Raw genomic sequence first — 18,449 nt, forward strand, 5'->3', positions numbered from 1 at the left:
CGCAAGCGATCCACCGCTCAGCCCGTTCGAGCGCTACCTCACCGACCTCATCGCCAGCTGAGGCGGGCACACGGTGGCATGTCTGGTGGCTGTCCATCTCTAGGGCCCGGCTAACGCAACCTGATCCCCGCATCCTGACCCCGGGTGCTGGACGCGTGAAGGGGTGCGCCACGACCCCGAGCGGTCTTGGCGCACCCCTTCACCGAGGCCCTGGCGTCAGTGAGCCTTGGTGACCGTGAGCTTGCGGTCGACGGACTGCTCGGCGCACTCGAGCAGCCCGCAGGCGAACACGGTCGACGAGCTGGTCGCCCGACCGGAGGCGAAGTAGCCGTTGTCGCTCGTGGCCGTCGCCTTCCACGCGCGCACCTTGCCGTCGCAGGTCAGTCCGTCGATGAAGAAGTAGCCGTTGATCTTCAGCCGCCCGGCGCGCTGGGTGGCCTGCCCCTGGATGGCACTGTTGAAGGAGTCGGCGTTGGTGCACGAGTAGGTGCCGTGCACCTTGAGGCTGCCGTTCTTCGTGGCCACGGCGTCCTTGGCCACGGTCAGGGTCGCGGTCGGCGACGGGGGAGCCTCCGAGAAGGTCGCCTTCAGCTGTCCGCCGGTGACGCCGGCGGTGTCGGAGAAGGCCATGACGAAGTACGTGGTTCCGGCTGCGCCGGTGGCCGCAGCCATGCCCGGCCCGCAGGCGACGAGCGCGCCCCCTGAGGTCGGGTTACCGGCCACGATCATGACGCCGGTGGCGTAGTTCGACGCGGACGTGTCGACGAGCAGGCCCTTGCCGCTCTTGTCGACGTACTTGAACCAGACGCTGCCGTTCGTCGCGGGCGCCCCGCAGAAGGCGTTGAGGTCACTGTCCACCGAATCGGTCGTGGCCGACGTGGTGTTCTGCGTGATCGTCTTCGGCGGCGAGGCGATGGTGCGCGCCCCCGAGACCGTGTCGTTGTTGGGCGGTGCGGCGACGGCGACGAGCGCCGAGGCGGGAACGAGCAGTGCGGTGGTGGCCGCTGCGACGAGAACGTGCCTGATCTTCATGTCTACCCCTTGTCAACAGGATGCTCGCCGTTGAGCACCTGCGACAAGAACTACTCCCTGTCGTCTTCACGCGCCGGACTAAACGCCCATTTCCTGACCAACTCTTTACGGTGTGAACAGGCTTGGTACCAGAAGACATGGCTGCCGGCTCAGCGCAGCAGTTCACCCAGGGTTCGGGCGGCCGCGAGAAGCCGGGGGCTGACCTCGGGGGCCAAGGGTTCGAAGGAGACGACTCCCACCGAGGCGTCCAGCGTCGGCGCCGCAGGGGTGCTGGGTTGCAACGGGCATGCAAGACCGTGGGCTCCTGACTGCAGCTCGCCGTCGGTGGCCACGACCTCGAACCTTCCGGCACGACCGGCCAGGATGGCCCGGCCCGCGGCACCCTGAGTGAGCGGGTGGCGAGCGCCGGACCGGTAGGCGACGTGCACGTCGGTCCACGTCGGTTCCACGACGACGAGGGCGAGCGCCTGGTCGCCATCGGCGACGGTGAGGTGCGCCGTGGCACCGCAGGCATCCGCCAACCGCCGCAGCACCGGCAGGGCCTCCGTCTGGATCACCGGCGTGACCCCCGCGGCGAGACGAGTCAGACCGAATCCCAGGCGAACTCGGCCCCCGTCACGTCGCACCACGAGACGGTGCTGCTCGAGGGTCGCGACCAGTCGATAGACGACCGGCCGCCCCACCTCGAGCCCGGCGGCGAGCTGAGTGATGGTCAGGCCGGCTGCGGCGTCGGGGGTCAGCAACAGCTCGAGCAGTCGGATGCCGCGGTCGAGGGTCTTGGACGACTCCCCCGCAGACGTCGCCCGGTCTACCACCTCACCCCTCGCTGTGGATGCCGTTGACCTGAGGTGGGGCCGCGGCGCCCCGAGCAGCGCCGCTGCGCGACCACGAGAGCGCGTACTGCCCGTCGTCGACCGCGGACCCACCCTCGCCGAGCTCGAGAGGTCGGAAGGTGTCGACCATGACGGCGAGCTCGTCGAAGCTGTGCACGCCGATGGAGCCCTCGGTGGCGCCCGGCTGGGGGCCGTGGGCGTGGCCGCCGGGGTGCACCGAGATCGAGCCCTTGCCGATGCCCGAGCCCTTGCGGGCCTCGTAGTCGCCGTCGACGTAGAACATGATCTCGTCGCTGTCGACATTCGAGTGGTAGTACGGAACCGGGATGGCGAGGGGGTGGTAGTCGACCTGGCGCGGAACAAAGTTGCAGATGACGAAGTTCGCGCCCTCGAAGACCTGGTGCACCGGCGGCGGCTGGTGGATGCGACCGGTGATCGGCTCGAAGTCACGCACGTTGAACACATAAGGATAGAGGCAGCCGTCCCAGCCGACGACGTCGAGCGGGTGGTGCGGCAGGGTGTGGATCGTGCCGACCACCCCGCCGGGGCCGTTGCCACGGTGCTTGATGAGCACCTCGGTCGTGTCGTCGGCGGAGGCCCCGACGTCTTCGGCCAGCAACGGCCCGTCGGGCAGTCGGAGGTCTCGCTCACAGTAGGGCGAGTGCTCGAGCAGCTGACCGTACTTGCTGAGGTAGCGCTTCGGCGTCGCGATGTGGCTGTTGGCCTCGATGCAGTAGGCGCGTAAGGGGTCCTTCGTCGACCTCTTCGGAACCCACCGGTGCGTCGTGGCCCGCGGGATGACCACGTAGTCGCCCTCCCCCACGTCGAAGGCGCCGAACACCGTCTCGACCCGTGCTCGGCCGCGCTCGACGTAGACGCACTCGTCGCCGATGCCGTTGCGGTACCAGGGGCTCGGCCGGGCCGCGACGGCGTACGAGATGCGCACGTCACCGTTGCCGAGCACCAGGCGCCGACCGGTGACGACGTCAGTCTCGCGAATCGTCTTGGCGTCGAAGAGGTCGTGCAGTTTCAGGTGCCGCGGCACGAGCGGATGGTTCGGGCTGGTCGACTGGTCGGGCAGCTGCCAGATGCGCGACTCGCTGATCGTCGAGGGGATGTTGCGGTGGTACAGCAGCGAGCTGTCCGAGCTGAACCCCTCCTCGCCCATGAGCTCTTCGTAGTAGAGCTCGCCGACCTTCTTGCCCCGCGACGGGCGACGGTGCTGTGTGTGCCGCTTCGGTGGGATGCTGCCGACCGCCTGGTAGTGCGCCATGTCGCTCCTTGCTCACCTGCATGACCACAACGTCCGCTCATCGGACGTCGATGTCTCTTGAGAGAAACACTGCGATACGCTGGCCCGCATGTCAAGGACGCCGCTGTTCGACCATCTCGTCGACGACGCTGCCGTTTTCCCGCCGGGTGACGCTGCACTCGAGGTAGCCGTCTCCGAACACCTGCAACGACGCGACGGCTCGGATGCCGCTCACCTCGGCCCGCTGCTCCTGCGCGCTGCCGACGCGGCCGGGGTGGCCCGCCTAGCGGTGGCCGACGACCGCACCGAGAAGCGCCCTCTTGAGGTCGCCCTCGTCGTGCGACCGGGCTCGCCGGTCTCGCTGCTGACCGATGGCGTAGTGGTGTTGAGTCGCGAGCCCCGGGTGCACGTCGTGGCCGTGGAGCTCGGCTGGTCTCCCGGCTGGCGCTCGGCCCTCGCCCTCGACCTGCCGGTCGTCGTCGAGGTCGCTCGTGGCCCCGAGCAGAAGAGCGCCCTCGACGACATTGCCACCGCCGTCGACGAGAACGCCACGGTGCTCGCCAAGTTCCGCACCGGAGCGACCCCGGAGTGGCCATGGCCCGATGAGACCGCGCTGGCCGAGTTCCTCGACGCGACCATCCTGCGCGGTCTGGCGTTCAAGCTGACCGGCGGTCTGCATCACGCGGTGCGCGGCGACCACGAGGGCGGGGCCCAGCACGGCCTGCTCAACGTCATCCTCGCCACCCACGAGGCGCTTGACGGCGCCGAGGCACACGAGCTCGCCGAGATCCTCGGGAACCGCAACGCCGAGGTGCTGACCGAACGGGTCTCTCGACTCACCGCCGTCGAGGCAGCACGGGCCCGCGGCAGCCTCACCGCCTTCGGCTGCTGCGGTGTGCTCGACCCCCTCACCGAGCTCGAGGCGCTCGGTCTGATCCCATGCGAAGGACGAACATCGTGAACACCTGGCTCGACGTGCCACCGAACCACCCCTTCGGCCCACAGACCCTCCCCTACGGGGTCTTCAGCACCGGGCCGGACGGGCGAAGGCGGGCCGGGGTGCGCGTCGGCGACCACGTCATCGACGTCTCAGCCGTGGCCGCGCTCGGTGGAGACCCGGGTGACGGGCCGAGTCTCGCTGCGGCGTGGGCGAACCCGACCCTCAACCCGTTCATCGCCCTCGGGTCCGAGGTCTGGCGGATCGCGCGCGAGTGGCTCACCGAGATCGTCACGAACGACGTGCACCGTGAGGCCATGCTGCCGCACCTCTACCCGCTCGAGGCGGTGAGCCTGCACCTGCCCATCGAGGTGGCCGACTACGTCGACTTCTACGCCAGCGAGCACCACGCGAGCAACGTCGGGAAGGTGTTCCGTCCCGACAACGCCGCGCTGCCCCCCAACTGGAAGCACCTGCCCATCGGCTACCACGGTCGCGCCGGCACCGTCGTCGTCTCAGGCACCGATGTGGTGCGCCCCTCCGGTCAGCGCAAGGGCCCGAACGACCCCCAGCCGGTGTTCGGGCCGAGCATCCGCCTCGACATCGAGGCCGAGCTCGGCTACGTCGTCGGCGGCGCCACCGAGCTCGGCACGAGGCTGAGTGTCGACGAGGCCGCCGACCACCTGTTCGGCGTCGTCATCCTCAACGACTGGAGCGCCCGGGACCTGCAGGCTTGGGAGTACGTGCCGCTCGGCCCGTTCCTGGGCAAGTCGTTCGCGACCTCCATCTCAGCCTGGGTGACGCCCTTGGCCGCGCTGGATGCCGCTCGGGTTCCCCTCCCCGGCCAGACCGACCCCCTGCCCCTGCCCTACCTGCGCGGCGACGCCTTCGGCCTCGATGTGCACGTCGAAGTGTCTCTCAACGGCGCCGTGATCTCCCGCCCCGAACACGCGGCCATGTACTGGTCGCCCGCCCAGATGCTGGCCCACCTGACGGTGAACGGTGCCTCGACGCGCACCGGCGACCTGTTCGGTTCGGGAACCATCAGCGGGCCGACGAAGGGCTCGCGCGGAAGCCTGCTCGAGCTTACGTGGAACGGCACCGAGCCGCTCGAGCTGGCGGATGGCAGCAGACGCGGCTTCCTGGAAGACGGTGACACCGTGACGATGACGGCGTGGGCGCCTGGCCCTGCCGGCAGTCGGGTCGGTCTGGGCGAGGTGACCGGCACCGTCCGAGCCAGCCCCTGACCCTGCCCTGCCCCTGACCTGCCCTGACCTGCGTTGGCCGTGTCAGCCCCGGGGACCGGCACCGGCCTTGGGCTGCTTGCCCATCACGACCTGGGTCTGGGCGACCTTGTCGTGCAGCGACTGGCGCTTGTCGTCCCACAGCGGCCAGAGATAGTCGATCAGGAAGATCAGGAAGTAGATGCCGCCCACGACCGGCAGGATCTGCACGATCGAGATCAGCCGGCGTCGCACTGAGGTGAGCAGGTCGAGCGGCCCTGGCTGGCCGGCCCGGCGCACGCTGATGCCGACCGCCATCTTGCCGGGGGTCTGCGCCGTGGTCGTCCAGAAGGCGATGCAGTAGACCGCCGTGATCACCCAGGAGAGCAGACCGGCCTTGGCCGACTCACTGGTGAGCTGGCTCACCAGGGCGTTCATCGCGGCCTGGTCCTGGTTTCCGGCCGCGTCGACGAACTGCTGCACCGTGTCGAGGTAGCTGGGCACGAAGACTCTCGCCCCGATGTAGGTGAGGATCACCAGGATGACCCCGTCGATGAGCCACGCCCCGAGCCGGCGGCCCCACGACGCCAACGGGACCCCGTCGGAGGTGACCTTGATGCTGTGCATCCAGTTCGCCGCTCCCGGAGCGCCCGGGTACTGCGGCTCCTGACCGAACTGACCCTGCTGGACCTGCTGCCCCTGCCAGCCCTGCTGAGGCGGCTGCGACTGGTCCTGCCAGCCGCTGCCCTGGGGCATCGGGGGCGGCGGCGCCTGGCTCGGCTGCCGAGGTGCCGAAGCGGCACTCGGTCGCTGACCCTGGTAGTCAGGCCCGCCCGACGACGACGACGCGGTGGGTGACTTGCGCGGCGCTGTGTGGCTGCTCCACGTGACGCCGTCCCAGTAGCGGAGCATGTCGGGGTTGCTCGGGTCGTCGTACCACCCGGCGGGCTGCTGGCTCATGCGCCAACTGTGTCACGAAACAGGGCTCGCCCCGCACACGAGGTGCGGGGCGAGTCGCCACGGTCTACCGGTGGCCGAGAGTCAGAGGTTGCCACGCTTGTCCTGCTCGCGCTCGATCGCCTCGAAGAGGGCCTTGAAGTTGCCCTTGCCGAAGCCGAGCGACCCGTGCCGCTCGATGAGCTCGAAGAACACGGTCGGCCGGTCGCCGAGCGGCTTGGTGAAGATCTGCAGCAGGTAGCCGTCCTCGTCGCGGTCGACGAGGATCTTGCGCTTCTGCAGCTCCTCGATCGACACCCGTACGTTGCCGATGCGCTCGCGCAGGGCGGGGTCTTCGTAGTAGCTGTCGGGGGTGTCGAGGAACTCGACGCCGTTGGCCCGCAGCGCGTCGACCGAGGCCAGGATGTCGCCGGTCGCGACTGCGAGGTGCTGGGCACCGGCGCCGCGGTAGAACTCGAGGTACTCATCGATCTGGCTCTTCTTCTTCGCGATGGCCGGCTCGTTGAGCGGGAACTTCACGCGGTGGTTGCCGTTCGCGACAACCTTGCTCATCAGCGCGGAGTAGTCGGTGGCGATGTCGTCGCCGATGAACTCGGCCATGTTCACGAAGCCCATGACGCGGTTGTAGAAGCTGACCCACTCGTCCATGTGGCCGAGCTCGACGTTGCCGACGATGTGGTCGAGGGCCTGGAAGAGGCGCTTGGGCTGCCCGTCGCGCTTGACGAACGTCGAGGCCGCCGCTGTGTAGCCGGGCAGGTAGGGACCGGCATACGTCTGGCCGTCGACCGTGCGCTGCACGAGGGTGTGGCGCGTCTCGCCGTAGGTGGCGATCGCCGCCAGGCGCACCGTGCCGTGCTCGTCGGTGTGGTCGGCCGGCTCCTCGAGCACGGTCGCACCCGCCCGACGGGCCTGGGCGATGCAGCGGTCGACGTCAGGCACCTCGAGGGCGATGTCGACCACGCCGTCTCCGTGGCGGCGGTGGTGGTCGGCCAACGGGCTGTCGGGTTCGACGGCGCCCTTGATGACGAAGCGGATCGAGCCGCTCTTGAGCACGAACGCCTTGTGGTCGCGGTTGCCGTTCTCGGGGCCGGAGTAGGCGACCAGCTCCATACCCCAGGTGTTCTGGTAGTAGTGCGCGCTCTGCGTGGCGTTGCCCGACACGAAGACGATGGCGTCCCAGCCCGTCACGGGGAAGACGTCCTTGTCCTCGTCGTACTCGACGAGGCCGACGAGCTGCTTGAGCTGGTCGAGGTCGAGGTTGGCCTCGCGCTCCTGGTCGGTGAGTTCGCGTTGCGGGTTCGAGATCGTCTGGCTCATGAGTGCGAGCGTGACCCACCCGAACCGACTGGTCAAGAGTGGCAGTTTACGGTGCGCATCCTGCGCAGGTTGTTGCCCGGATGACGGTCGAGGCTGGACAATGTGCCTATGTCCAACCCGACTCCACCCAGCGTCGACGCCCTCGACTGCCGCATCCTGCTCCTGCTGCTCACCGAACCGGGGGTCGGCGTTCTCGGGGCCTCCCGCCGGCTCGGGGTGGCCCGCGGCACGGTGCAGGCACGCCTCGACCGGTTGCAGGAGCGCGGGGTGCTGCGCTCGCTGGCTCCGCAGGTCGACCCTGCCGCGCTCGGCTACCCCGTCACGGCCTTCTGCACCCTCGAGATCCGGCAGGGGCAGGGGCACCAGCGCGTCGTCGACCACCTGGCCGGCATCCCCGAGGTGCTCGAGGCGCACACCATCACCGGCTCCGGCGACGTGCTCATCCGCATCGTCGGGCGCGACAACGCCGATCTTCAGCGGGTCATCGACCAGGTGGTCGACGACTCACACGTCACCCGGGCCTCGACGGCGATCTCGCTCGCGACCCGTCTCGACCCGCGCACGGTGCCCCTGGTCGAACACCTCCTCGCCGAAGCCACCCGATCCTGACGACCATGAACTCCGACGGGTCGCGACGTGAGGCTCAAGGCGCGCCGGTTTCACCCGTCGACGCCTGGGACGACAGGATGGGCCCGTGAGTGACAACCCCTACCGGCCGACCCCCGACGTTCAGCTGACCCACCCGGAGTGGTCGAAGGACGCGACGATCTACCAGATCAACCAGCGTCAGTTCACCCCGGAGGGGACCTTCCGGGCCGCCGAGGCGCACCTGCCCCGCATCCGTGACCTCGGCGTCGACATCGTGTGGCTCATGCCGGTCAACCCGATCGGCGCGCAGAACCGCAAGGGCCCGCTCGGCAGCCCGTACGCCGTCTCGGACTACCTCGCGGTCAACCCCGAGTTCGGCGACCTCGACGACCTCAAGCACTTCGTGGCCGTGGCGCACGACCTCGGGCTGCACGTCATCCTCGACTGGGTCGCCAACCACACCGCCTGGGACAACGTGCTCGTCGAACGGCATCCGGAATGGTACGTGCGCGACTGGAAGGGCGACTTCTGCCCGACGCCCTGGTGGGACTGGGACGACGTGATCGACCTCGACTACAGCAACGAGGGTCTGCGCGAGTACATGACCGAGGCCATGAAGTTCTGGGTTCGCGAGGCCGGCGTCGACGGGTTCCGTTGCGACGTGGCGGGCTACGTGCCCGTCGACTTCTGGAACAACGTGCGCCGCGAGCTCGATCAGATCAGGCCGGTGTTCATGCTGGCCGAGTGGGAGACCCGCGACCTGCACAGCCGCGCCTTCGACCTCACGTATGCGTGGAGCTGGAACGAGACCATGCACAAGATCGCCCACGGCAAGGCCGACGTCGATGCCCTCAAGGTCTACTACGCCTGGAACGAGCGGGCGTGGCAACGCGACGCCATGCGCATGACGTTCGTCAGCAACCACGACAAGAACGCGTGGGAGGGCACCGAGTACGAGCAGTTCGGCGAGGCGCTCGAGGCCGCGATCGTGCTGTCCGTCGTCGGCGAGGGGATGCCGCTGATCTACAACGGCCAGGAGGCCGGCAGCGACAAGCGGCTGGAGTTCTTCGACAAGGACGAGATCCAGTGGCGCGAGCACGAGCAGGGGCAGCTCTACCGCACCCTGTTCGCCCTGAAGAAGGCGCACCCTGCCCTGTGGAACGGCGCCTGGGGCGGGCGGATGGTCCGCGTGCCGAACGACGCCGAGAGCTCGGTGCTGAGCTTCGTGCGCGCCGTCGACGACGACCGGGTGTTCGGCGCGTTCAACTTCACCGCGGCCGAGGCAACCGTCACCCTGGGCGACGGCCCGCAGGCCGGTGACTGGGTCGATGCCTTCACCGGCGAGCCGGTAACGCTGGCCGTCGGCGAGCCGCTCACTCTCCCGGCGTGGGGCCACCTCGTGATGACCGCAGCTCAGAGGGCGTAGCGCAGCAGCACGTAGGCCCAGGTGATCAGCAGGGTCACGGCGGTGACGACGAGGCCGTAGCGGGTGAAGTGCCAGAAGCTGATGCGGATGCCGTTGCGCGCGGCGATGCCGATGATGACGACGTTCGCGCTGGCTCCGACTGCCGTGGCGTTGCCGCCGAGGTCGGAGCCGAGCGCCAGCGACCACCAGAGCGTGGGGTCGCCGGTCGAGGAGACGAGCTGCTCGACGATGGGGCTCATCGTCGCCACATAGGGGATGTTGTCGACGATCCCCGACAGCACACCCGAGCCGATGAGCAGGGCCGAGTGCGCCACGACGAGGTTGTCGCCGATGAGCCCCGCCGCCCACTGGCCGACCGTCTCGATGACACCGACCTTGACCAGGGCGCCCACCATGATGAACAGGCCCGCGAAGAACACCAGCGTCGGCCATTCGACCTCGTGGAGGTAGACGGAAGGCTGGCTGCGCGAGAGGGCGACGAGCAGGCCGGCGCCGAGCAGCGCCACCATCGAGGGCTCGATGCCGATCAACGGCCGCAGCACGAAACCCGCCAGCACGAGCAGCAGCACGACGCCGCAGAGCACGAGCAGTCGCTTGTCCTCGATGGCCTCACGTTCGTCGAGATCCATGATCGACTCGGCCCGCTCGATGTCGACCTGCAGCTTCCGACCCCAGAGCAGCCAGGCGAGACCCACGAACACCACCAGCAGCAGCACCACGATGGGGCCGAGGTTGACCAGGAACTCGTTGAAGGTGATCCCGGAGCGACCCGCGATGATGATGTTGGGCGGGTCACCGATGAGCGTCGCGGTGCCGCCGATGTTCGAGGCCATCGCCTCCGCGAGCAGGAACGGCACCGGTGAGGTGCCGAGCCGCTCGCACACGAGCAGCGTGACGGGCGCGACGAGCAGCACCGTGGTCACGTTGTCGAGCAGGGCCGACGCCACGGCGGTGAGCACGATGAGCATGACCATCACCCGGAAGGGCCGGCCGCGGGCGCGCTTCGCCGACCAGATCGCGATGAACTCGAACACGCCGGTCTGTTTGACGATTCCGACGATGATCATCATCCCGAGCAGCAGGAAGATGACGTTCCAGTCGATGCCGGTGTCTTCGGAGAAGAAGGCGCTCTCGGCGTTGACGGCGCCGAGCACGACCATCGCCCCGGCGCCCCACAGTGCCGCCGCGACCCGGTGGATGCGCTCGGTCGCGATGAGCACGTAGGCCGCGACGAAGGCGGCGATGACCAGGAGTGTCACGCAGGCGACCGCTCATCGCCCAGGGCCGGGTTCGAGGCAGGGCCGGCTTCCGGAAAGAGCACCTCCAGCAGGCGTCGGATCGTGATGGTGCCCACGATCTGGTCGCCATGCCCCACGACGACGATGGGGCTGTGGTGCGACGCCATGACGGCACAGACCTCGATCAGGGTGTCGTCGTCGTTGACCCGCGGAACGGCCGCCAGCTCGCGACGGGCCGGCATCACATCGCCGACGGTGCGCCCAGCGAGCTTGGTGGCCATCAGGTCAGCAGCCTTCTCGTCGAAGACCCGGGCGAGTGCCGGGTTCTCCTGCACGTACGTCGGGATGACGAAGCGCAGCACCTGCGAGGCCGGCAGCACGGTGTACGGGTGCTTCGCGTCGCCGCGGATCACCAGCCCGGGCAATGACAGGCGGGCCATCAGCCGGGCCGCCTCGAGGGCGTCGGTCGACTCGTCGACCATCGGATGCTGCTCGGTGATGTCGATGGCGCGCAAGAGTTCCCCTTCATCGGCTGACGTGTTCGGCGGGCACCCAGCCTAGTGGGGCCCGCCGAACCGTCGAGAACGCAACCGCTCAGCCGGTGATGGTGATCGAGCTGCCGTTGCTGACGAGCTTCCAGTCGATGCTGGCGAACACGCTCGGGTCGATCTCGCCGTTGGCGGTGGCCCAGTCGATGAGCAGCTGACGGATCTCGATCTGCCGGTTGTAGACCACCGGGGCCGTCTTGACGTGCGGGAAGCCGCCCCCGCCCGACTGCCGGTAGTTGTTGATCGCGATCACGAACCGTGCGGCCGGGTCGATGGGCGACCCGGCGTAGGCCAGGTTGGCGATGCGCGAGCCCGGGGCCTGGGCGATGTCGATGTCGTAGGTCAGGTCGGCGTCGAGACCGCCCATGATGTCGTAGTTGTAGTCGGGCGTGCCGTTCGGGGCGAGCACCGTGACCGCGTTGGTCAGCTGGTCGGGCGTGAACGGCCCGGTGCCGCTGACCTGCTTGAAGTAGGTGGCCGACTGCTCGAGGTAGTCCTTCACCTCTGCACCGGTCAGGGTGATGCCAAGCAGGGTGTTGTCGTAGATGTAGAGACCGGCGACGTCTCGCACCGTCACCTCGCCCGCCGGGATGGCCGCCTCCTTGTTGAAGGGCGCCGCGATCGAGAGCACCGGCAGGTCGGCCTCGGGGGTGCCCGCGAGGGCGGCCTTGACGGCATCCGCCTGCACGTAGTTGATGAAGTCGATGGCCGCGGTGTCCTCGTAGCGCGACGTGGCCGCCGACATGGCCGTTGTCGAGGTGCCGATCACTCCGTTGACGTAGGCCAGCACGGTGCGGTGAGCCTTGCGCACGGCGCCGATGACGGCGGCGTCGGGCTCCACCTCGTTGGAGTTGTAGAGCCGAGAGGTCGACCCGACGACGTGCCAGCGGCCCCGGCGCTCCTCGACGTCGATCGACATCTCGGTCACCCTCATGCCCCAGTAGTAGGGCTCAGAGAGCAGCACCTGCCTGCCTGTCGTGGTGTTGGTGACGTAGCGCTGCTCGATCTCCTTGTGGGCATGCCCGACGAGGATGGCGTCGATGTGGGGAACCTGCTCGGCCAGCAGGCTGCTCGCGTTCTCGGGGTAGGGCAGCGCGTCACCGTACGACGACGAGGTGTCGGCGCCCGAGTGGCACGAGACGATGACGACGTCGGCGCCGGCTCGCTTGAGTCGCGGCACGAAGATCTTGGCCTGCTCGACGATGCCGGGGAAGCGCACCTTGCCCTCGACGTTGGCACTGTCCCAGATCGCGACCCCCGGGGTGACGAGGCCGAGAATGCCGACCTTGATCGGGGCGCGACCGCGGCGCCTGACCGTCTTGATCACCCACGGCTTGAAGGCGGGCCGACCCGTGTTCCAGTCGACCGAGTTCGCCGACAGCAGCGGAAAGTTCAGCTGCTTCTCGAACGCGCGCAGGGTGTCGAGTCCGTAGTTGAACTCGTGGTTGCCGAGGGCAGCGGCGTCATAGCCGACCTTGTTCATCGCGGCGGCCATCGGGTGGGTGGCACCGCCGGTGATGGGGTCGACCTTGGCGTAGTAGTACGCGAGCGGGGTGCCCTGGATAATGTCGCCGGCATCGAGGGTGATGCAGGTGGCGGCCCCGACCACGCCGCGCACGGCCTTGATGATGGTGGAGGCTCGGGCCAGGCCCACCGCGTTGCCGGCGGCGTCGGAGTAGTCGGCGTTCTTGAAGTAGTCCCAGTTGTAGACGTTGCCGTGCAGGTCGCTCGTGCCCAGAACCGTGAGCCGAACCGCCCCCGCGGGCACACCCGGGCGTCGGGCGCCGAGCCGCTCGGTGGCCGACGCACTCGCGGCCGCACCGACGGACGCGACCCCCACCCCGCCCACGGCGGCCATGGCCAGCAGCTGGCGCCGACTGGAGCCGCGTGAGCTCGTGGAACGGGCCTGGATGTCGTCTGGTGATGAAGTCATGGCTTCCCTCGTCTGTCGGTTCGCGCGTGGCGCTGCGTGCGGCATTCGTACCCTAGTTCGGAGCCGGTGACGGCGCGCTCCGAGCCGGGCCTCAACGAGACGAACATCAGGCGTCGGTCGTGACGCTGGACGTCGGCCGCGACCAGGCGCACACTCGAACGATGAACACTCGGGAGCGACTGTCGCAGCGCACCACCCTGGCCGCGGTCGTGGCCACCGCGGTGGTGGCCCTCGGTGCCCTGGCGGCCTCCCCTGCCGTCGCGGCTCCCGTCACCCCCGTGCGGGCGACAGCGTTCGTCTCGACCGCTTCCACCACGGCGGCCCTGCCGGTTCTGCCGGTCCTCACCCCCGCTCGGGAAGACGCGACCATGCGAGTGGCCCGCCTCGGGTCGTGCTCGGCCGCGATGATGGACCTCTGACGAGCTCAGCGGCGCCCGACCAGCCAGAGCCGGATCTTCTCGATGCGCGCGGCGACCTGCTCCGAGCTCGCGGCGGCGAGATCGGGGCCTCCGCACGTTCGGCGCAGGTCGGTGTGCACGTTCGCGTGGGGCAGCCCCTTCTTGCGCGCGAAGGCGGCCACCAGCTGGTTCAGCTCCTTGCGCTGCGCCGCCAACGCGCGGTGGGCAGCCACGGGGGCCGGGCCGGCCGACGTGGTCGCGGCCTTCTGGGGTGAGCGCCTGACCTGGGCGCTCTGACGCTCACCGAGCAGGGCTGCCATCTGGTCGGGCTCGAGCAGCCCGGGCAGGCCCAGGTACTCCTGCTCGTCGTCGGAGCCCACCTGGGCATGCAGCCCCCACTGCTGCTTGTCGAACAGCACGTGGTCGAAGTGGGCCTCTGACCCGAGTGCCTCGAAGGCTCCCTCGTCGAGGGCGCCGCTCGCACGCTCGGCGCGGTTCGCGTCGTCGATCAGCTCCTGCTCCTGCGTCCACATGGCCGCGACGTCGTCGGTCGGCTCGCCGCCCGGCGCCCGGTCGAGCACGTGGTCGCGCTGCTCCTCGAGCCGCGCCGCGTGGTCGAGCACGACCGGCACCGAAGGGAGGAACACCGATGCCGTCTCGCCGCGCCGACGGGCGCGCACGAACCGCCCGACCGCCTGCGCGAAGTAGAGCGGCGTCGAGGTCGACGTGGCGTAGACCCCGACGCAGAGCCGCGGCACGTCGACGCCTTCGGAGACCATCCGCACCGCCACCATCCACCGCGAGGTGCCGGCGCCGAACTCCTCGATGCGCGCAGAGCTGCCGGTGTCGTCGGAGAGCACCACCGTCGGGCGCTCACCCGTCAGCGTGGTGAGCAGGGCGGCGTAGGCCCGGGCCTGGGTCTGGTTCGAGGCGATCACGAGACCACCCGCGTCGTCGACGTGACGGCGCACCTCGGTCAGGCGTTTGTCGGCAGCAGCCAGCACCGCGGGGATCCACTCACCCTTGGGGTCGAGCGCCGTGCGCCACGCGTTCGCCACGGCGTCGCGCGTCATCGGCTCGCCGAGCCGCGCCTCGAGCTCGTCGCCGGCCTTGGTGCGCCAGCGCATCGTGCCGCCGTAGGCCAGGAAGAGCACCGGCCGCACCACACCGTCGCGCAGCGCCTCGGCGTAGCCGTAGCTGTAGTCGCTGCTGCTGACGAGGGCGCCTTCGAGGTCGAGCTCGTAGGTGACGAACGGGATCGGTGAGGTGTCGGAGCGGAACGGTGTGCCGGTCAGCGATAGCCGCCGGGTGGCCGGCTCGAACGCCTCCCGGATGCCGTCGCCCCAGCTCTTGCTGTCACCGCCGTGGTGGATCTCGTCGAGCACCACGAGGGTGTTGCGGGCCTGGGTGAGCTCTCGGTGCAGGGCGGGTCTCGCCGAGACCTGGGCGTAGGTGACTGCGACGCCGTGGTAGTCCTCGCTGTGTCGGCCGACGCTGTTGCTGAACTTCGGGTCGAGGCTGATACCCACCCGAGCAGCGGCATCGGCCCACTGCGTCTTGAGGTGTTCGGTGGGGGCCACGACCGTGACCCGGCTGATCACGCCGGCGTTCAACAGCTCGGTCGCCACCCGCAGGGCGTAGGTCGTCTTGCCGGCTCCGGGGGTGGCCACGGCCAGGAAGTCTCGTGGGGACCTCTCGAGGTAGCGGTTCAGAGCCTCCTGCTGCCAGGCGCGCAGCTTCGCGGCAGTGCCCCAGGCGGCCCGCTCCGGGAACGCGGGTGGCAGATGGAAGGCGGCACCGGAACTCATAGGCCAGTCACGTTAGCCGGTTCCGGGAGGCGACATGCCGGGGCCCCGTCGCAACGGACGGGGCCCCGGTGTGTGCTAGGAACGGCCTGGCTGGTCAGGCGCGGTAGGCCGTCCACTGGGCCTTCATCCGCGAGACCTGACCAGCGGTGAAACTGGTCATGCAGGAGTCGTAGGTGTAGTCCATGTAGTTCTTGATCGGGTCGAGTCCGGGGCTGGTGCAGGTGTTGCGCCCCGTCGGGCAGGCGTACGCGGGGCTGGCCTCGGCCGGGGTGTCGGCCACCCGGTCACCCTGGCCGCTGCAGCCCCCCTGGAAGGTGTGGTAGAGCCCGAGCCAGTGGCCGACCTCGTGGGTGGCCGTGTCGCCCTGGTTGTAGTTGGTGGCCGACCCGCCGGGCAGGGAGGCGTTCAACATCACGACGCCGTCCTGGGTGCCGATGCCTGAGGTGGGGAAGGTGGCCCACCCGAGCAGGCCGTCACCGATGTTTGCCGCGTAGAGGTTGAGGGCGGCCTTGCCCCCCTGGTGCAGCGCCGCCTTCATGGCCCGCTCCGCTGACGTGCCCGGGGTCACCCCGTACCAGCTGGCGTTGTTCGTCACGTTGGTGCCCACCAGCCGGAAGCTGAACCTTGAGCCCGCGTAGGCGGAGTTGAGCACCGCGACCTGGCTCGTGATGCGGCTCGCGCTGATGGCGCCCTGTGAACCACTGGTGATGGTGTGGAAGTAGACGTCGATGGTGACCGGGGCGAAGGCCTTGGCCCGCGGAGCGAGGAGGCTGTTGCGGGCGAGAGCACCAGAGGCATCTCGTTTGAGGCCCTTCGCCGCGAGGGCCTGCTTCAGGGCGGCATCCTGGGCTGACGCCTGGGCCTCGGTGAGGTCGTGCGGGTCGCGCGCCCTGGTGTGGGCGCCGCGAGCGGCGGTCGAGGCGGAGGCACCGACCGACGCCGGGTCGAGGCAGTGAGCCACCGCTGAGACGTCTCGGTCGATGACCGGAGAGGCCTGCGCCGGCGTGACCAGTGACGCCGCCACGAGGGCGAGCGGGGCGGCGAGCGCGACAGGACGAAGCTTCATCAGGGAGGTCCTTTCCAGGTGGCGCGGCCCGGTGGGGCCGTCGGACCGACCGACTCTTGCACCTGACACCCCAACGGCGTGCCCACGGGCGGTAAAGACTCGGTACGAACCTTCCCGAAGAGCGGGGGGTCAGCCCTCGCCGCCTCCGCCGCCCTTGTCGCCACCGTCTTGGGGCTCGCGCAACCCGTTGTAGATCTCCTTGCACTCCGGGCACACGGGGAACTTCTGCGGGTCGCGGTTGGGCACCCAGATCTTGCCGCACAGAGCGACGACGGGGTCACCGCTCAGGGCGCTCTCGAGGATCTTCTCCTTGCGCACGTAGTGCGAGAAGCGCTCGTGGTCGCCGGGCTCGGCGAGCTCTTCGCGCACCTCCTCGCGCTCGATCGTCGCGGTGCTGGTTCCGCGCAACGGCTGCGGCTGCGGCTCGAAGGGGTCAGGAGGCATCGTGCTCATGACGGAAGTGTAGGCCGCATCCGAGGCCCCCTCCCCCTACTGAACCCCGCGTTCAGGTGGGAGGGGTGAGCAGAGCGGCGCCGGCAGGGTAGGCCGCCACGGTCGCGGGCAGCTCACCGGCTCGCCCGCTCAGCAGCACCGCCTCGACAGCGGGCACCGCGCGTTGAAGCGACGGGGCGGGACCGTCGGGGCTCAGCCCGACTCTTCGCAGGGTCTGCCTGGCCACCGCCACCGGGGAGTCGAAGATCGTCACGTCAGGACCCAGCGCGGCGGCGATACGGTCGGCGACGAGACCGTAGTGGGTGCAGCCGAGCACCAGACCGCGGATGCCGGTGGGTGTCTGGCCGGCAGCGGCCTCGATACAGGCGTCGACCTGGCGCAGGTCGGCTGCGTCGATCGCCTCCGCCAAGCCGAGCGCGGCCACGGTAGTGGTGTCGATGTCGGCGGCGAAGGCGTCGACCAGACCACGCAGGTAAGCGCTCGCAACGGTTGCCGCAGTGGCCCAGACCGCGACCGGGCCACCCGCCAGCGCTGCGGGTCGAATGGCGGGCACGGTGCCGATCACCGGAATCCCCGGCTCGAACTTCGTGCGTAGCGAGTCGAGACCGTGCACCGAGGCGGTGTTGCACGCGACGACGATGGCGTCGGGCCGGTAGGGCAGCGTGGCCTGCGCCGCTTCGAGCACGAGCTCGCGTACCTCGTCGGGGCTACGGGGGCCGTAGGGCATGTGGTCGGGGTCCATCGACAACACGAGCGACAGGTCAGGCCGCAGCGCGCGAAGCGCCGCGGCGTGGCCGATCAGCCCCAAGCCACTGTCTACCAGGGCGATTCGTCGCACCGACAGCGCCATCTCAGTTCATCGACGGGTCGTCGGGAAAGTTCGCGACAAAGGCCAGCGAGTCACTCTGCCGTCGCAGCACCTCACGCCACAGCGCCCCGGGAGTCGTGGTGAACGGGTCACGCACCTCGACGTCGACGACGTACCAGTCCCCTCGCCCGATCTCACCCTCGAGCTGGCCGGCATCCCATCCGGCGTAGCCGGCGAAGATGCGCATGCCCGCGAGCTCGGCCTCGACCACGGGGGTCGGCACGTCGAGGTCGACGATCCCGATCGAACCGAAGAGTCGTTTGACCGCGAGCGGTTCGAGCTCGTCACCGGGAACCGTGACCAGGCCGAGCGCCGAGGTGGTCGACACGGGGCCGCCCTGGAAGAGCACAGGCGGAGCGGTCACCACCCGCTGCCAACCCGGCAGCACCGAGTCGACCTCGGCCGTCAAGGGCTTGTTGAGCACCACGCCCTGGGCTCCGTCGCGGTCATGGTGCAGCACGAGCACCACCGAGCGGCCGAACACCTCTCCCTCGACGGCAGGGGTGGCCACCAGCAGGCGGCCGGTGTGGAAAGCGGAGCTCACGGGCTCAGCCTTCCACACCGGCGCTCAC

The 18,449-nt window shown here is 69.3% G+C and carries 18 protein-coding genes; 5 read left to right on the forward strand and 13 right to left on the reverse strand.

All coding sequences use genetic code 11. The annotated features are described in order from the left end of the window. Nucleotides 1-216: 216 nt before the first annotated feature. The 3 genes from BA895_RS03015 to BA895_RS03025 all read right to left on the reverse strand — a co-directional run bounded on the left by BA895_RS03015 (nucleotide 217) and on the right by BA895_RS03025 (nucleotide 3,138). A complete protein-coding gene (locus tag BA895_RS03015; RefSeq protein WP_070190429.1) occupies nucleotides 217-1,032 on the reverse strand; it encodes a DUF6299 family protein in 816 nt (271 codons plus the stop codon). Nucleotides 1,033-1,181: 149 nt separating this feature from the next. Beyond that, entirely contained in the window at nucleotides 1,182-1,847 is a 666-nt protein-coding gene (locus tag BA895_RS03020) for an IclR family transcriptional regulator (protein WP_070190430.1), read from the reverse strand. A 1-nt stretch (nucleotide 1,848) separates the two neighbouring features. Beyond that, nucleotides 1,849-3,138: a homogentisate 1,2-dioxygenase gene (locus BA895_RS03025; RefSeq protein WP_070190431.1), complete on the reverse strand. Its 1,290-nt coding sequence runs from the start codon at nucleotides 3,136-3,138 to the stop codon at nucleotides 1,849-1,851. 88 nt (nucleotides 3,139-3,226) lie between these two features. On the opposite strand from BA895_RS03025, the gene BA895_RS03030 reads away from it, so the two are divergent. Together BA895_RS03030 and fahA are read left to right on the forward strand one after the other, a co-directional pair. Further along, the gene (locus BA895_RS03030; RefSeq protein WP_070190432.1) at nucleotides 3,227-4,078 is read left to right on the forward strand and encodes a hypothetical protein; all 852 of its coding nucleotides are present in this window, start codon (nucleotides 3,227-3,229) and stop codon (nucleotides 4,076-4,078) included. Continuing rightward, on the forward strand, nucleotides 4,075-5,301 hold the full coding sequence (gene fahA, locus BA895_RS03035) for a fumarylacetoacetase (RefSeq protein ID WP_254666295.1): 1,227 nt from the start codon (nucleotides 4,075-4,077) through the stop codon (nucleotides 5,299-5,301). Before BA895_RS03030 ends, fahA begins: the two co-directional genes overlap by 4 nt. 42 nt (nucleotides 5,302-5,343) lie before the next feature. On the opposite strand, the gene BA895_RS03040 is transcribed toward fahA, so the two are convergent. Both BA895_RS03040 and hppD read right to left on the reverse strand, forming a co-directional pair. After that, nucleotides 5,344-6,237, reverse strand: a complete 894-nt coding sequence (locus tag BA895_RS03040; RefSeq protein WP_070190434.1) for an RDD family protein — start codon at nucleotides 6,235-6,237, stop codon at nucleotides 5,344-5,346. An 81-nt stretch (nucleotides 6,238-6,318) separates the two neighbouring features. Continuing rightward, the gene (gene hppD, locus BA895_RS03045; RefSeq protein ID WP_070190547.1) at nucleotides 6,319-7,551 is read right to left on the reverse strand and encodes a 4-hydroxyphenylpyruvate dioxygenase; all 1,233 of its coding nucleotides are present in this window, start codon (nucleotides 7,549-7,551) and stop codon (nucleotides 6,319-6,321) included. Between the two features lie 108 nt (nucleotides 7,552-7,659). Between hppD and BA895_RS03050 the strand changes: the two genes are divergently transcribed. Continuing rightward, nucleotides 7,660-8,160, forward strand: a complete 501-nt coding sequence (locus tag BA895_RS03050; RefSeq protein ID WP_070190435.1) for an Lrp/AsnC family transcriptional regulator — start codon at nucleotides 7,660-7,662, stop codon at nucleotides 8,158-8,160. A gap of 85 nt (nucleotides 8,161-8,245) precedes the next feature. Beyond that, nucleotides 8,246-9,565 carry an alpha-amylase family glycosyl hydrolase gene (locus BA895_RS03055; RefSeq protein WP_070190436.1) on the forward strand — a complete coding sequence of 440 codons (1,320 nt, stop codon included), beginning with the start codon at nucleotides 8,246-8,248 and terminating at the stop codon, nucleotides 9,563-9,565. On the opposite strand, the gene BA895_RS03060 is transcribed toward BA895_RS03055, so the two are convergent. From BA895_RS03060 to BA895_RS03070, 3 genes are all read right to left on the reverse strand, one after another. After that, nucleotides 9,553-10,824: an SLC13 family permease gene (locus BA895_RS03060; protein ID WP_070190437.1), complete on the reverse strand. Its 1,272-nt coding sequence runs from the start codon at nucleotides 10,822-10,824 to the stop codon at nucleotides 9,553-9,555. The two genes, BA895_RS03055 and BA895_RS03060, sit on opposite strands and share 13 nt — an antisense overlap. Next, nucleotides 10,821-11,318 (reverse strand): CBS domain-containing protein, encoded by a 498-nt coding sequence (locus tag BA895_RS03065; protein ID WP_070190438.1) that lies wholly within the window; start codon nucleotides 11,316-11,318, stop codon nucleotides 10,821-10,823. Before BA895_RS03065 ends, BA895_RS03060 begins: the two co-directional genes overlap by 4 nt. Before the next feature lie 79 nt (nucleotides 11,319-11,397). Next, entirely contained in the window at nucleotides 11,398-13,284 is a 1,887-nt protein-coding gene (locus tag BA895_RS03070) for a bifunctional UDP-sugar hydrolase/5'-nucleotidase (protein ID WP_070190439.1), read from the reverse strand. A gap of 161 nt (nucleotides 13,285-13,445) precedes the next feature. Between BA895_RS03070 and BA895_RS03075 the strand changes: the two genes are divergently transcribed. Then, a complete protein-coding gene (locus BA895_RS03075) occupies nucleotides 13,446-13,703 on the forward strand; it encodes a hypothetical protein (protein ID WP_139142494.1) in 258 nt (85 codons plus the stop codon). Between the two features lie 5 nt (nucleotides 13,704-13,708). On the opposite strand, the gene BA895_RS03080 is transcribed toward BA895_RS03075, so the two are convergent. From BA895_RS03080 to BA895_RS03100, 5 genes are all read right to left on the reverse strand, one after another. Next, a complete protein-coding gene (locus BA895_RS03080; RefSeq protein WP_070190441.1) occupies nucleotides 13,709-15,490 on the reverse strand; it encodes a DEAD/DEAH box helicase in 1,782 nt (593 codons plus the stop codon). A gap of 94 nt (nucleotides 15,491-15,584) precedes the next feature. Then, nucleotides 15,585-16,556, reverse strand: coding sequence for a zinc metalloprotease (locus tag BA895_RS03085; RefSeq protein ID WP_070190442.1), 972 nt, complete (start codon nucleotides 16,554-16,556; stop codon nucleotides 15,585-15,587). 129 nt (nucleotides 16,557-16,685) lie between these two features. Beyond that, entirely contained in the window at nucleotides 16,686-17,009 is a 324-nt protein-coding gene (locus BA895_RS03090) for a DUF3039 domain-containing protein (RefSeq protein WP_070190443.1), read from the reverse strand. 52 nt (nucleotides 17,010-17,061) lie between these two features. Beyond that, entirely contained in the window at nucleotides 17,062-17,859 is a 798-nt protein-coding gene (locus BA895_RS03095) for a glutamate racemase (protein ID WP_070190444.1), read from the reverse strand. Between the two features lies 1 nt (nucleotide 17,860). Then, nucleotides 17,861-18,421: a YqgE/AlgH family protein gene (locus BA895_RS03100; RefSeq protein WP_070190548.1), complete on the reverse strand. Its 561-nt coding sequence runs from the start codon at nucleotides 18,419-18,421 to the stop codon at nucleotides 17,861-17,863. Nucleotides 18,422-18,449: the final 28 nt, after the last annotated feature.

Source organism: Humibacillus sp. DSM 29435 (assembly GCF_001758225.1).
In the GTDB taxonomy this organism is placed as follows: Bacteria; Actinomycetota; Actinomycetes; order Actinomycetales; family Dermatophilaceae; genus DSM-29435.